Origin of the sequence: Bacteroides sp. AM23-12 (assembly GCF_003434395.1) — a bacterium.
GTDB classification, from domain to species: domain Bacteria; phylum Bacteroidota; class Bacteroidia; order Bacteroidales; family Bacteroidaceae; genus Bacteroides; species Bacteroides thetaiotaomicron.
On sequence record NZ_QTLF01000021.1, the window covers coordinates 25595 to 38998 of the forward strand.

Consider the following 13404-nt stretch of genomic DNA (forward strand, 5'->3'; position numbering starts at 1 on the left):
CCGTTCATTAGGCTATTATGTAGGTTAGATTAATGTATTCTGTCAGTAAGAAGAAGTCATTTCACGTACATGGGTCCATCAGTCCACGTACGTGATCTATTGGGTTCATGTACGTGAACCGAACGGTCCACGCACGTGAAACGAATACATGAAACGTACTAAATATATTAGTCAAACCTTGTTAGCTTGTTAAGGTTACTATGCTATGGCTTAATGCAGGCGGCATACATTAAGTTATATATGGCATAAACAACGCATATTCACGCTGAAAATGGAGTTTTTAACACATGCAGATAATGCTTCTGAATAGTCTGTTTTATAGTTGTTAATCAGCGTGTTAATCCTGTTTCTTATTAAAAGCAGGTGATAATAGAAACCAGAAAAAGTTCTATTATCACCTTATTATCACCACCTATTATCACCATTACTGCCTTAATAATAAGGAGATTATCCTTTAAAAGTGACAAGTGACAATAACAAAGTGTTTTATTAACTCTAGTGAGAGACGGTTGGAAGCCTAAGGGCATTTTTCAGCCATTGCATACAGCGCATGACGAAAGATTCGTGATGCAGGTTTTTGGTTTGTTCTTCTATCTGTATTTCCATCTTTCGCTGCAATTCTTCCAGCAATGCTTTTCTTGTTTTCCGTATTATTTCCTGTTCTTTTTCATGTGTTATTTCTTGTTCGTCCTTCGAATGCCTTTTCTGATTATCCCGAAGCATGTCAAGTTGGTCGTGCAATATTTTGTTTTTCAACTGCAACCTTTGGCATAATTCATCATAATCCCGTATTTTATGTTCTAATATATCCCGTTCCATTTTTAGCCGGAGATTGACAGACTCTTTGGCTGTAAACGCTCCGTTATTAATCTTGCGTCGCAATTCGCATACGATAGAACGGAATTCTATTGCTATTTCTTCCGGTGTTTGCTTGTGAAAGTCAGCCAGACGTTTTAGCTTGTGTCCTTTTACGATGGAGCAGAAGATGCTACGCCTTTTGTTATCTATAATTTGCAGTGCCAATGCTTTAACGACTATCGGGTAGAGGTTGAAACATTCGCTCTGCAAGCGGATGTAGAATTCTGCTTCTTCATATTTGAGCATCTCGTTCCTGATAGCTTTATCCATATTCCGGATGAGCTTTTCGTGATTGGTTCTTTTAAGTGCCAGTGTTTCTTCTAAATCCATATCGCTTTCGTTGTTTTGATTGTCTTCTAAAAACGACTGGGCGTCCATGCACTCTCCTTAAAAAAAGGATGTGGGGGTGGGGTAAAAAAAGGAAAGGCACGGACGCTGTTGTCGTTTCACTATCCACACATAGGTGTTGGCTAGACCCTATCAAGAATAGTGATAAACAACAGACATCCATGCCAATTTTATATATAGGGATTCTATATAACAATTAGCATGGAATATCTGTTGCATCACTTCTCCTTGATTTTAAAAGTAAGCCAACTTTATGTGCGAAGAAGTAATACGTTTATATTCCAATATTTATAAAAAACATCTTTCCCCTACATTCACGTCACGCTGACGGGGAGAAAGGTGTATGCAAAGATAAGTGTTTATTCTGAAACCTCAACGAAAAGCGGGGATTTCTTCACATACGACTATCTCCATGCCACGATAGACGACCATTATTTTGTGGAGCGTCGTTGTGCCGATGGCTTTTTGTACTGTTTCGCTGGCGGCATAGCTGAATCGGATTCAAGCAAGTATCCTGCTTCGAGAAGGAAAAATTAAAGTTTGGCCGTTGGCTGGATGTGGTGGATTATGAGTTATTGATTTAGTTTTCTGGTGACTTATCATTCATTTTTTCTTCAAGTAGTTTGAGTAGTTCGTTGCAAGCAGTATCCATGTATTCTTTGCCTTCTTCAGCCAAAACATCCGGATTATAAGACAGTTTCACAGAATCGGATGTGATGTCACAGCTTATTTCACATCCATCTGATAAGTATTGAATATAAATACAGAATGGGAAATCAAAAGTATTATCGCCTGCATATCGGCAATGATTAAAATGAAAAGTTACTGCATCATATTTTAGCTTAAAGTAGTCAACCTGAGATTTCTTGGATAAACGTATGATATCCTCTACAAAGCTATACTCTTTTGACTTAGTATATAAAATGTGTGACTGGATAATTGGCTCATCAGGATTGGGTGTATTTATTTTTCTAGCCATGTTCCAAGTGGGAGTGTTGGTTATAAATGTTCTGTCAAATAGCTTTTGGAGTCCACTGATCTTTTGCTCCACATAAACGGCCAATTCAAAAAAAGCACTTCTTGCCTGTTCTACGGAACGACTGCTTTTTTCGATAGCTTTATCTGAGTATCTACGCTGTAACATCGCTATTTTCTTATCGAAATCACCTTCTTCCTCTATGCTTTCTCCCTTGGCGGCTTTGATTGCGAGTGTCAGACTGCGTATCAAGCAACTGCTCAAATAGTTGACGAATGGTAATATATCATTCAAAGTGGCATTAGCACCATCTGAAGGGGTTAATCCTGCTTCTACATCACATTGATGGAGGATGTTCAGATAGTTGGATTTATCTTCGGAGTGAATAACGATCATCGGATATCCATAACGGTGCAGCACAAAGTTTACTAATAAACGGGCAATGCGTCCGTTGCCATCTTCGAAGGGATGAATGCGGATATAACGGTAATGAAGCAACGCCGCCAATTCAACAGGAGTCAGTATTCCTTTGTCTGCTTCCAGGTTGTACCAGTCTACCAAGCTCGTCATAAATGCCGGAGTTTCTTCGGGCGAAGCATAACTGAAAACTTCTCCTGTTGCGGTCAGTACGGAATTGGGGCGTGATTTATATTCGCCTACTTTTATCTGCATACGGATGTCTTGTCCGTCGGGTGTTTTGGCGTTCTTCCAATAGTCCTGCACAAGGATGGTACGGTTCAACTCGCGAATAAAACTTTCAGTCAGCGGACGTTCTTTGTCCTGCGCCTCTTGCTTTATCATTTCCAGTCCTACGTTGTGAGCTTTCATCTCTTCATAATCTTTCAAGCTGGCATTACCCGAAGTTTCACCGAACATTAATAATAGTTTTGTTTGTCCGTATGTCAGTGTATTTCCTTCCAAGTGGTTAGAGTTATAATTAAACTCTAACTTGAATTTATCATTCCAACGTTTCAGGTCCTCAGGCTTAAGAGGCTGAAGCGATTTCCATTCGCTATATAATTGTTTTATATTACTTATTCCCATTTATATATGTGGGGCTGTGCCCATTTTTTTGTTTAGATACAAAAATAGGAAACTTTCTTTATATGCCAATCCCTTGAACGATATTTATTTGGAGATTGGCTATGGCATCTTCTTTTGCAACTTTGTTGCACGAATCATTCGCTACCTTTGCAGCAGATAAAAAAGAAAGAATGATTATGGGACATTGTAGTTGTTGCGCACATACACACGAATGTGCACCCGAAAAACATATTGAAAAGAAAGAATCAATATTCGCTGAATATTGGAAAGTGGGACTTTCATTTATCCTGTTGATAAGTGGAATCATCATGAACGCTCTGGAGTTACCTTTCTTCCGTGAAGGATATTTCTCTCTGATATGGTATGTCGTGGCTTATCTTCCGGTCGGCCTGCCCGTTATGAAAGAGGCTTGGGAGAGTATGAAGGATAAGGACTATTTCAGTGAGTTTACGCTGATGTTTGTAGCTACGCTTGGAGCGTTTTATATCGGTGAATATCCGGAGGGAGTAGCGGTGATGTTGTTTTACTCCGTCGGAGAACTGTTTCAGGAAAAGGCTGTTGATAAGGCGAAGCGTAATATCGGAGCTCTGCTGGATGTCCGTCCGGAAGAAGCGGCAGTAGTCAGAGATGGACGTGTCGTTATTGAGAATCCTCAAAACGTAAAAGTAGGAGAAACAATTGAAATAAAGACAGGAGGAAGAGTTCCTTTGGATGGAATGATGCTCAATGAGGTAGCTGCTTTCAATACGGCGGCATTGACAGGTGAGAGTGTGCCCCGAAGTATCCGGATGGGTGAGGAAGTACTTGCCGGAATGATTGTTACCGATAAAGTAATCCGTATCAAGGTGATCAGACCTTTTGATAAAAGTGCTCTTGCCCGTATTCTGGAACTTGTTCAGAATGCCTCCGAACGCAAAGCACCGGCAGAACTGTTTATCCGTAAATTTGCCCGTGTTTATACTCCGATTGTGATAGGGCTGGCGGTTCTGATTGTTTTACTGCCGTTTATTTATTCCTTGATCACTCCCCAGTTCTTATTTACTTTTAATGACTGGCTGTACAGGGCTTTGGTCTTTCTTGTGATTTCATGCCCGTGCGCTTTGGTGGTCAGTATTCCGTTAGGATACTTCGGAGGCATCGGGGCAGCTTCCCGGTTGGGAATTTTATTTAAAGGTGGAAATTATCTGGATGCTGTTACGAAGATTAATACAGTCGTGTTTGATAAGACGGGAACCCTTACCAAAGGTACGTTTGAAGTACAGTTTTGTAACTGTGAATCCGGTGTATCCGAAGAAGAATTAATCCGGATGATAGCCTCGGTAGAAAGCAGCAGTACACACCCCATTGCTAAGGCTGTGGTGAATTATGCCGGACAGCGGGATATCGAACTTTCCTCTGTAACCGACAGTAAGGAGTATGCAGGTCTCGGACTGGAAGCTGCCGTAAATGGAATTCAGGTTTTGGCAGGTAATGGGCGTTTGCTTTCAAAATTTCAGATAGAATATCCACCCGAACTTCTTTCCATCACAGATACGATCGTTATCTGTGCGATAGGAAACAAGTATGCCGGTTATCTGCTATTATCCGACAGTCTGAAAGAGGATGCAAGGATCGCCATCCAGAACCTGAAAGCATTGGGAATTCAAAACATTCAGATATTATCCGGTGATAAACAAAGTATTGTTAGTAACTTTGCAGAGAAGCTGGGTATTTCGGAAGCCTATGGTGATCTGCTCCCCGACGGAAAAGTGAAGCATTTGGAAGAATTGCGCCAACATACGGAGAACCAGGTTGCCTTTGTGGGTGACGGTATGAATGATGCTCCGGTACTGGCTTTAAGTAATGTAGGTATTGCCATGGGCGGACTAGGCAGTGATGCGGCTATTGAAACGGCTGATGTGGTGATACAGACCGACCAGCCTTCCAAAGTGGCTGAAGCGATAAAGGTAGGAAAACTGACACGAAGGATTGTATGGCAGAACATTTCACTGGCATTTGGAGTGAAACTGCTGGTATTGATTTTGGGAGCCGGTGGACTGGCTACACTTTGGGAAGCTGTTTTCGCCGATGTTGGTGTAGCACTGATTGCTATCATGAATGCCGTAAGGATACAGAAAATGATAAAATAAAAGAATATGGAAGAAAAAGTTTATCTGGATAAGTTGGCAAAAAGAGACATCAAGCCGACGGCTATCAGACTTCTCATATTGAAAAGTATGATGGAAGCGGGGCGTGCCGTGTCTCAGCTTGATCTTGAAACGTTGCTGGATACGGTTGATAAATCGACTATATCCCGTACAATCACGCTTTTTTTGTCTCATCATCTGATACATAGCATAGACGACGGAAGCGGTTCGTGGAAGTATGCCGTTTGCGATGATTCCTGCAACTGTGTCCTGAAAGACTTGCATTCACATTTTTATTGCGAGAAATGCCATCGGACATTTTGTTTGGAAAAGATTCATATTCCGGTTATCGACTTACCGAAAGGATTCACTTTGCATAGTGTGAATTATGTAGTAAAGGGGGTGTGTGCGGAGTGCTCAAAAGTGTAGGATTAATTGCAGACAAGCAGTAATGGTAAAAGAAAAACACCGGAACTCGAACGGAAAAATATCGTTGAGTTCCGGTGTTTATTATATTAATGATACTGGTTAGTCAATATTGGGATTCAGAGAATGCCAGTCTTTGATTGCCGGGATGATACCCATTTCAATCACTTCATCACGAAGCTTGCACAAATGTTCGTAGCTCTTTTCCAGTTCTTCTTGTTCGGAAGGAGATCCGGCCACTTCTTTGTAAGTAACGCCATCTTTTGTAATGGAAGTTTCCATAGCCATCATGATGTGGTCGAACTTACCATTGGAAACATAAGTACCGGCAGGCCAGCGGAACGGTTGTCCACCCATTGCGGCAGCGATCATTTCGATAGAAAGATAAGCCGGGCTTTGGAAAGAAGAACGGCCACGAAGATCGATGATATGCTTGCCACCCTGTATGACACGTACTTTTAATGCTTCCCATTCTGTCAGCGGAAGACGGGTAGTTCCGATGAAATCAGTCAGCGGTTCACCTTTTACTTTGGTAGTTGAGGCGAATACGGCCATCTGTTCTCCATGTCCGCCATACGTACGGCAGTTTTGAATGTCGGAAGCGGGAATATGGAAATATTTCACCAGTTCATTCTGCAGACGGGTGCTGTCCAGTGCTGCCAGTGTAGAAACCTGGGATGGTTTCAGACCGGAATATAGCAATGTGATCAATCCTGTGATATCAGCAGGGTTAAAGATGACAACGATATGTTTTACATTCGGACAGTATTGGCGGACATCTTTACCGAACTGAGCGGCAATTTCAGCATTTCCTTTCAACAAGTCTTCACGGGTCATGCCTGCTTTGCGGGCTGCACCACCGGAAGATACGATATAAGAGGCTCCTGTCAATGCTTCTTTGATATCGGAAGTATAAGTCAGGTTCACGCCTTCGAAACCGCAGTGATATAATTCTTCTGCCACGCCTTCCAGAGCGGGAGCGAAAGGATCATATAGACAAATATTCGGAGTGAGTTTCATCATCATAGCTGTTTGAGCCATATTGGAGCCGATCATTCCGGCTGCTCCTACAATCGTAAGTTTCTCGTTGGTTAAAAATTCCATAATTATATATGTTTAAAGATGAATAATCTGTTCTTGCTTATTACCGCTACAAAGATAACGACTTAATCGGATGATTGTTCATTGAAAATAGTTTTGTTTGATAACAAAAAGTTATATTTATTCAAAGAGCAAGAGGGCCAGTTACGTGAACTGAACCCTCTCTTCCTCTTTTTACCCCTCGTGTAAACAATTAGTCTACCACTTTAAAAAGATTCTTTTCTCCTGACTGGCTGTCCGGTGCTACCCAGAGGGCGAAATCTCCCGGTTCTACCGTCTTTACCATATCGATATTCCAGAAAGCGAGTTCACTGATGGGAAGTTCGAAAGATACAGTTTTCTTCTCACCTGGTTTTAAAGTGACACGGGTGAAGCGTTTCAGTTCTTTTACCGGACGGGTGACGGAGCCTATCATGTCTTGTACGTACAGTTGGGCGACTTCCGTTCCTTCGTACTTGCCTGTATTTTCCAGATCGAAGGTGACTGTCAATACGTCGTCTTTCTTCAAATTGTCGGAAGACAATTTCACACTACCGTACTGGAAGGTAGTGTAAGACAGACCGTAACCGAATGGAAACAAAGGATCGAAACCTGCATCCATATAGAATGAGGTACAGCCGAGTGAAGTCTGACCTGCTTCGAGGGCAATGTCGTCTATCAGTACTTCGCTTCTCGTAGCGGGACGTCCCGTATTATTGTGAGCATAATAAACAGGAACCTGACCGACCATTTTGGGGAATGTGACAGGTGTCTTCCCGCTCGGAACAGCCTTTCCAAAAAGCAGGTCTGCCAAAGCAGGACCGCCCATGGTGCCCGGATGGAATGAATAGAGCAGGGCTGAAGAAAGTTCCGTTTCCTTTCCGATAGTCAGCGGACGTCCTGCCATGACAATCGTTACCACTGGTTTACCGGTTTTGGCAAGGGCGGAGATCAGTTCGCTTTGCGCGCCTTGCAGGTTCAGGTCTGCCAGGCAGTGCGCCTCACCGGAAAGGATGGCTTCTTCACCTACAAAAGCGAGTATGACGTCGGCACGTGCAGCGGCAGCAGCGGCTTTAGCCACACCTGCTATGTTTTTGTCACGGCTGTATGTCAGCCCGGGTTCATAAATGATTTGCACTTTGTCGTCTGCCAGTTCTTTGATTGCGGTCAGCGGAGTCATTGTATGGGATTTTTCGCCATCAAATACCCAGGTGCCCAACTGGTCGTATGGTGCGTTTGCCATTGGACCTACTATGGCGATTGTTTTTACAGAAGATTGTAGCGGAAGCGTTTCATGATCGTTCTTCAATAAGATAGCAGACTCTGTGGCTGCCTGTTTGGCGGCTTCCAGATGAGAAGGAGCGTATAGGACATTGGCTTTCTCATCCACGTAAGGGTTTTCAAACAGTCCCAGACGATATTTGATTCGAAGAATATTACGCACGGCGTTATCTATCTCCGCTTCTTTGACTTTGCCTTCTTTTATCAGCCCCGGCAGCTCCTTGACAAATGTGTTGCCCACCATTTCCATATCTACTCCGGCATTCACCGCTTTCATCGCTACCTCTTTAGAGTCAGCGGCAAAGCCGTGAGCGATCATTTCGGTAGAAGAAGCCCAGTCGGTAACCACCAGTCCGTCAAATCCCCATTCGGAACGGAGTACATCTTTCAGAATGAACGAATTGCCTGTGGAGGGTACTCCGTCATTATCGTTGAAGGAGGTCATGAATGTTGCTGCCCCTGCTTTGGAAGCGGCTTCGAACGGTGGAAGGTAGACGTTGCGTAAACGACGTTCCGGAATGAAGGTCGAGTTGTAATCCCTTCCGCCTTCCGCCGCACCGTAACCTACAAAATGTTTCGGGCAGGAAGCAATCGAGGTGGGACTGTTCAGGGAGTCGCCTTGAAAACCTTTCACCATGGCTACTCCCATAACGGTAGTCAGATAGGTGTCTTCACCGCATCCTTCCGCCATACGTCCCCAACGAGGATCACGGGCGATATCGATCATGGGGGCGAATGTCCAGCGGATACCTACGGATGAGGCTTCGATGGCCGCTACGCGTGCGCCGTCTTCAGCCACTTGCGGGTTGAACGATGCCGCCTGTCCCAACGGGATGGGGAAGATGGTCTTGAAACCATGAATAACGTCACGTGCCATCAGCAAAGGGATGCTGAGGCGGGACTCCTCGATGGCAACGCGTTGCAGCGCATTGATGCGTACCGGGTCAGTTTCATTCAATATAGAGCCGGCACCGCCTTGTTTTATCAATCCGCTCATGTCTTCAATATTGCCGTAAGAGGTGATTTGGTTCATCTGTCCCAGTTTCTCTTCCAGTGTCATTTTGGACAACAGAGCTTCTACTTTCTTCTCTATCGCTGTGTCGCCTTTGTCATTCGTCACTTGCGTACAGGAAACGAATGGCAGGAGGAAAAGGCACGCGGAGAAAATCTTTATTACTTTCATACCTATCAAATATTATTTTTTTTGAAATACACGTACATAGTCGATCTCGTAAGTTGCGGGAAGGGCCGACTCATCCACCCCTTGTGCACCACCCCAGTCTCCGCCCCATGCGAGATTCAGCTTCAGATAGAAAGGGGCGTTGAATGGCCAGGTGTTCCTGTTGTTGGCCTTGTCATTGTCGAAGCGGAAAAGTTGCTTTCCGTCCACGAAGGTGCGGATGAAGTCTTCCGTCCACTCCAAAGCATAGACATGAAACTCGGTCTGTGCGGTAGGCAGGAATGTCTCGCCGGTCTTTTGCGTACCGATGGAGTGGTGGTAGGCTTTACAATGGATCGCTGAGGACACGTAGTTTGCATTATAGCCTACTTCCTCCATGATATCAATTTCTCCGTCGTCCGGCCAGGCCGTATAGTTCTTCGGCATCATCCAGAAGGCGGGCCATGTTCCTTTTCCCTTGGGCAGTTTCAGACGGGCTTCAAAATAACCGTATTTCCAGCTTTCTTTGGTGTTCATACGGATGGAATAAACCGTTTCGCCTATCTTCTTGGCGATAATGCTGAGGATGCCGTCTTTTATGGCAGCGAGTTGTTCGTTGCCTTGATTGCCGGCTACATAATGCTGCAATTCATTATTTCCCCATCCGTTTTCTCCTGTTTCATAATACCATTGGTCGAGATCGGGTTGAGTTCCTTTGTTGAACTCTTCGTTCCACACCAGTCTGTATCCTTCGGGCACGGTAATGTCCGGATCGGCCGACGGTTCCGGTCGGGCTGCCTGTGTCACAGGGATGGAAGTGCGTGCGGCTCCGGCTTTCACCACTACCTTTCCCTCGCGGGACTGGTAGGTGGTGTTTGCTTTAACCGTGACTTCAACTGTTCCCTGGCTGCCGTTATCAGTTATCTTGCAACTGATCCAATCTTTGCAGGCGTCGTCGCTGAAAGCGGTCCACTCCAGTCCCGAGTTTATTGTGGCGCTGGTGACGAGACCTTCGTGAGTGGCTGAAAGCTGGGCGGGCGATACGTCGATTACGGCAACTTCTGTTTCTTCATTGTCACTGCCACAGGACAGAACGCTTAATAAACAGACGAAGATTGAAAGTATTGTCATTGGTTTCATGCTTTTGTTTGATTAATCTTTATGCTTTTGCAAAATGATGTCTTTGATTATTACTTCCGTATTGGCAGGATTGCCTCCGAAGTCAAACACCAGTTTCGCCTGGGTGATGTCTACTCCCTTGGCATTGATAACTTTGGCGGTTACATCTTCTCCCGCAGTGAGTTTTACATCTTCTAGCAGGAAAACAAAGATATTGTCATTATCTCCGCCTCCTACCTGAACGAGTTTGATGGTGGCGGAACTGATGTCGTTAGATGCGTTCAGTATCACACGGAAGTCATAGTTCTCCTCTGCCGAGGCGGTAAGTGCGTCACTGATGAAAGTAACTTGGTTCTGCCACTTTTCATTGGTTGCCGTGGGGAAGTTGAGTGTGTACGTTACCCCGTCGATATTGAGTGCCGGGTTGGCAATCGGATTCCAACCGGGAGCATAATAAAATTCATTGGTGAATGTAACGCTGTGCCACAGGTTGTCTTCACTGTCTACCGCACTCCATGTCGGTTCCGGAGTCTCTTCTTGTTCGGGTACTATGGTTCCGTCATCGTTGGCGTGATCTTTCAGTACGATGCTTTCTATTGTCATCACTGTTCCTGCTGCATTGCCTCCAAAGTCGAAGACGAGGTTCAGGTTGGCGATGTCAAGCCCCGGCATATTGCTTTTCCAGAAACAGACCGGCTCGTTGGCAACCAGTGGCGTTTTGCCTTCGAAATAGTAGATTTTATCTTCTGTGGCATCAACCAGCTTCACCGTCACATTCGGATGGTCGATTGTAGAAGTCAGGATGACGGAGAAATCGTAATTCTTTCCGGCATCGGTTGCGATGTTCGTCTTTATCGGCATTTGTGCCTGCCAGGTCTCACTGGTTGCTTCGGGCAGTGTTACTGTGTATGTACCGTTAACCAGTGAGTAGGCCGGGTCCGCAATCGGACTCCATCCCGGTGCATACCAGAATGTTGGTTCACTGATTGTGGCAGTCCGCCATATATTGAAATTGCTTTCTGGGTCGAAGCCACCGAAGCCCGTCATGATGGTTTTGTCGATATGGAAGTTTCGGGTGATTGCTCTGTCGCTTACTCCATTCGAGTTGGCTATTTTCACTTCTACACTGTAATCACCGGCCTTGCGGTAATATTTCGTCATGTTGAATGAAGAAGAATAGTTTTTGCCGTCAATAATCCATATCGGCATTACTCCCTTTTGTCCCTGAAAAGAGAAAGTCACATAATTGGTTTCCTGATTCACGTCGATGCGGATACAGTCTTCGTAGTCCGATACCACCGGAATGCCGGCTTCGTTGGGTGATGTGAAGCTTTCGGGCGAGCAGGCCGTGATGTTAAGAATAAGGGTGAGCATTAGCAATGCTCCGCTGATTTGTTTATATATCTTTTTCATAATTCCTCTTTTTAAGTACATTAATAATTGTTCTGAACTAAGGTACCTTTGGCTGCGTCGATTTCTTTCTGTGGGATAGGCAGATATTTCTTGCTTGACGACCAGCTGTTTGTACGATAACCATACGCATCGGGAACCAATACACTGGCAGCTTTGCCTGTACGGATTAAATCCCAGTAACGTTTGCCTTCGCCCACGAATTCAAGATGACGTTCTTCGATAATGTTGTCGAGTGTAGGTTCTATTTCGGTTACCAGTCCGGCACGTTTGTGCACGAGGTTCAGATACTTCTTGGCATCACCCTGACCGGCGCCGCGTGTGATCAGTTCGGCAGCATTGAGCAGTGTTTCCGAGTAACGGTAAATGCGTAGATTGTTGTTCCAGTTCAGCTCCGAACTTGACTTCTGGTCTTTGTTGTTGCCGGTGATGGCAGCATATTTTTCAAGGAAGAAGCCGGTGTCCTGATAGCGTGTGGTGTATGACAGTTTATCGCCTGGGTGTTCCGCATTGTGAGCGTCAAGCACGGCTTGTGCATTCCAGCAAGTGGCGTTGCGGCGGGTGTCGTTATTGGAATAGCGCTCGTAGGTTTCTTTACGTACCGGGCAGAATCCCCAGCCACGGTCGTGATTGTCTGTTCCATTAGGCCAGATATACGGACTGATGAGTGTCGGCAGGGCAGTTCCTCCGGCAACGAGGGGACTTCCCCAGTCGCGTACGGCATTATCGTCTTTGTAATTGATCTCGAAGATGGATTCGATACTCCATTCACCGGTTTCCTTGAAAATATCGGTGTAGTCCGGCATCAGGTCATATTGAGGGCTGCTGATGATTTCTTCCATGTATTTTAAAGCGGTGGAATAGCGTGAATCGTCATTCTGATACATCACGATTTCGGCATAAAGCATATATACCATTGCTAAGGTTACACGACCATAGTTTTCGGAATCTTCTCTCATCGGGAGTACGTTGAGCTGAATTACTTCTTCAAGACTGGTGACCATCTTTTCATATAGCTGGTCGGCAGTCAGTTGCTCTGCAACATACGGAGCGGTCAGGTTCTTGTCGAAATAAGGAACATTGCCCCAGAATTTCCACACCCAGTTGTAGTAGAATACGCGCAGGGCGATGACCTGAGCTTCGTAATAGGCGCGATTGGCGTCGGTTACATCGGTTGCCCAGTCCAGATAGGTTATTACGTCGTTGCAACGCTTCACACCGCTATATGCACATTTCCACAGACCGTAGATCATATTGGTGGGAATGGCTTCAAAGTTCATCATCAAGTGCCACGGCTGGTTGTCGGTTTTACTGTCACCACCCACCCAAAGGTCGTCTGCCATGATATCGCTCATCAGATTGACAGGATTATATTCGTCGAATGCCCAGTCCGGCCAGTGCAAAGGGTCATAAGCAGCTACTACGGCTTCTTGAATGTGTTCGTCAGTGGTGAAGTAAGTGTCTATTGTTTCGTCCGTAGGAGATGAAACTTCCAGAAAGGAGTCAGCGCATCCGGTGGTTAGAAGAACGGATGCCATCAGGCATACTGCTATGTATTTATATTTTTTCATAACGTT

At 45.0% G+C, this 13404-nt stretch carries 9 protein-coding genes and 1 pseudogene; 3 read left to right on the top strand and 7 right to left on the bottom strand.

What is annotated here, in order from left to right:
- Positions 1–495: 495 nt before the first annotated feature.
- Positions 496–1188, bottom strand: coding sequence for a hypothetical protein (locus DW640_RS16125; protein ID WP_055230051.1), 693 nt, complete (start codon positions 1186–1188; stop codon positions 496–498).
- A 512-nt stretch (positions 1189–1700) separates the two neighbouring features.
- Between DW640_RS16125 and DW640_RS24020 the strand changes: the two are divergent.
- A pseudogene (locus DW640_RS24020) lies at positions 1701–1790 on the top strand (N-acetyltransferase); the annotation flags it as partial.
- On the opposite strand, the gene DW640_RS16145 reads toward DW640_RS24020, so the two are convergent.
- Complete coding sequence (locus DW640_RS16145) at positions 1787–3226, bottom strand: Fic family protein (RefSeq protein WP_008765160.1); 1440 nt, start codon at positions 3224–3226, stop codon at positions 1787–1789. The pseudogene DW640_RS24020 and the gene DW640_RS16145 overlap by 4 nt on opposite strands.
- A gap of 176 nt (positions 3227–3402) precedes the next feature.
- Here DW640_RS16145 and DW640_RS16150 point away from each other — a divergent pair, with 176 nt between their 5' ends.
- Entirely contained in the window at positions 3403–5355 is a 1953-nt protein-coding gene (locus DW640_RS16150; protein ID WP_182427129.1) for a heavy metal translocating P-type ATPase, read from the top strand.
- Between the two features lie 6 nt (positions 5356–5361).
- A complete protein-coding gene (locus tag DW640_RS16155; RefSeq protein WP_008763608.1) occupies positions 5362–5781 on the top strand; it encodes a Fur family transcriptional regulator in 420 nt (139 codons plus the stop codon).
- Between the two features lie 99 nt (positions 5782–5880).
- Here DW640_RS16155 and DW640_RS16160 read toward each other — a convergent pair whose 3' ends face one another.
- From DW640_RS16160 to DW640_RS16180, 5 genes are all read right to left on the bottom strand, one after another.
- Positions 5881–6882, bottom strand: a complete 1002-nt coding sequence (locus DW640_RS16160; RefSeq protein ID WP_008763609.1) for a malate dehydrogenase — start codon at positions 6880–6882, stop codon at positions 5881–5883.
- A 190-nt stretch (positions 6883–7072) separates the two neighbouring features.
- On the bottom strand, positions 7073–9322 hold the full coding sequence (bglX, locus tag DW640_RS16165) for a beta-glucosidase BglX (protein WP_117578702.1): 2250 nt from the start codon (positions 9320–9322) through the stop codon (positions 7073–7075).
- Between the two features lie 12 nt (positions 9323–9334).
- Positions 9335–10429 (bottom strand): family 16 glycosylhydrolase, encoded by a 1095-nt coding sequence (locus DW640_RS16170; RefSeq protein WP_370448835.1) that lies wholly within the window; start codon positions 10427–10429, stop codon positions 9335–9337.
- Between the two features lie 21 nt (positions 10430–10450).
- Positions 10451–11830 carry a hypothetical protein gene (locus DW640_RS16175; protein WP_117578714.1) on the bottom strand — a complete coding sequence of 460 codons (1380 nt, stop codon included), beginning with the start codon at positions 11828–11830 and terminating at the stop codon, positions 10451–10453.
- Between the two features lie 20 nt (positions 11831–11850).
- Complete coding sequence (locus tag DW640_RS16180) at positions 11851–13398, bottom strand: RagB/SusD family nutrient uptake outer membrane protein (RefSeq protein ID WP_055230006.1); 1548 nt, start codon at positions 13396–13398, stop codon at positions 11851–11853.
- Positions 13399–13404: the final 6 nt, after the last annotated feature.

Bases quoted from the DNA above. Each gene is read 5' to 3' on its own strand.
- DW640_RS16125 (WP_055230051.1), bottom strand. From the start codon at position 1,188: ATGGATTTAGAAGAAACACTGGCACTTAAAAGAACCAATCACGAAAAG.
- DW640_RS16145 (WP_008765160.1), bottom strand. From the start codon at position 3,226: ATGGGAATAAGTAATATAAAACAATTATATAGCGAATGGAAATCGCTT.
- DW640_RS16150 (WP_182427129.1), top strand. From the start codon at position 3,403: ATGGGACATTGTAGTTGTTGCGCACATACACACGAATGTGCACCCGAA.
- DW640_RS16155 (WP_008763608.1), top strand. From the start codon at position 5,362: ATGGAAGAAAAAGTTTATCTGGATAAGTTGGCAAAAAGAGACATCAAG.
- DW640_RS16160 (WP_008763609.1), bottom strand. From the start codon at position 6,882: ATGGAATTTTTAACCAACGAGAAACTTACGATTGTAGGAGCAGCCGGA.
- bglX (WP_117578702.1), bottom strand. From the start codon at position 9,322: ATGAAAGTAATAAAGATTTTCTCCGCGTGCCTTTTCCTCCTGCCATTC.
- DW640_RS16170 (WP_370448835.1), bottom strand. From the start codon at position 10,429: ATGACAATACTTTCAATCTTCGTCTGTTTATTAAGCGTTCTGTCCTGT.
- DW640_RS16175 (WP_117578714.1), bottom strand. From the start codon at position 11,830: ATGAAAAAGATATATAAACAAATCAGCGGAGCATTGCTAATGCTCACC.
- DW640_RS16180 (WP_055230006.1), bottom strand. From the start codon at position 13,398: ATGAAAAAATATAAATACATAGCAGTATGCCTGATGGCATCCGTTCTT.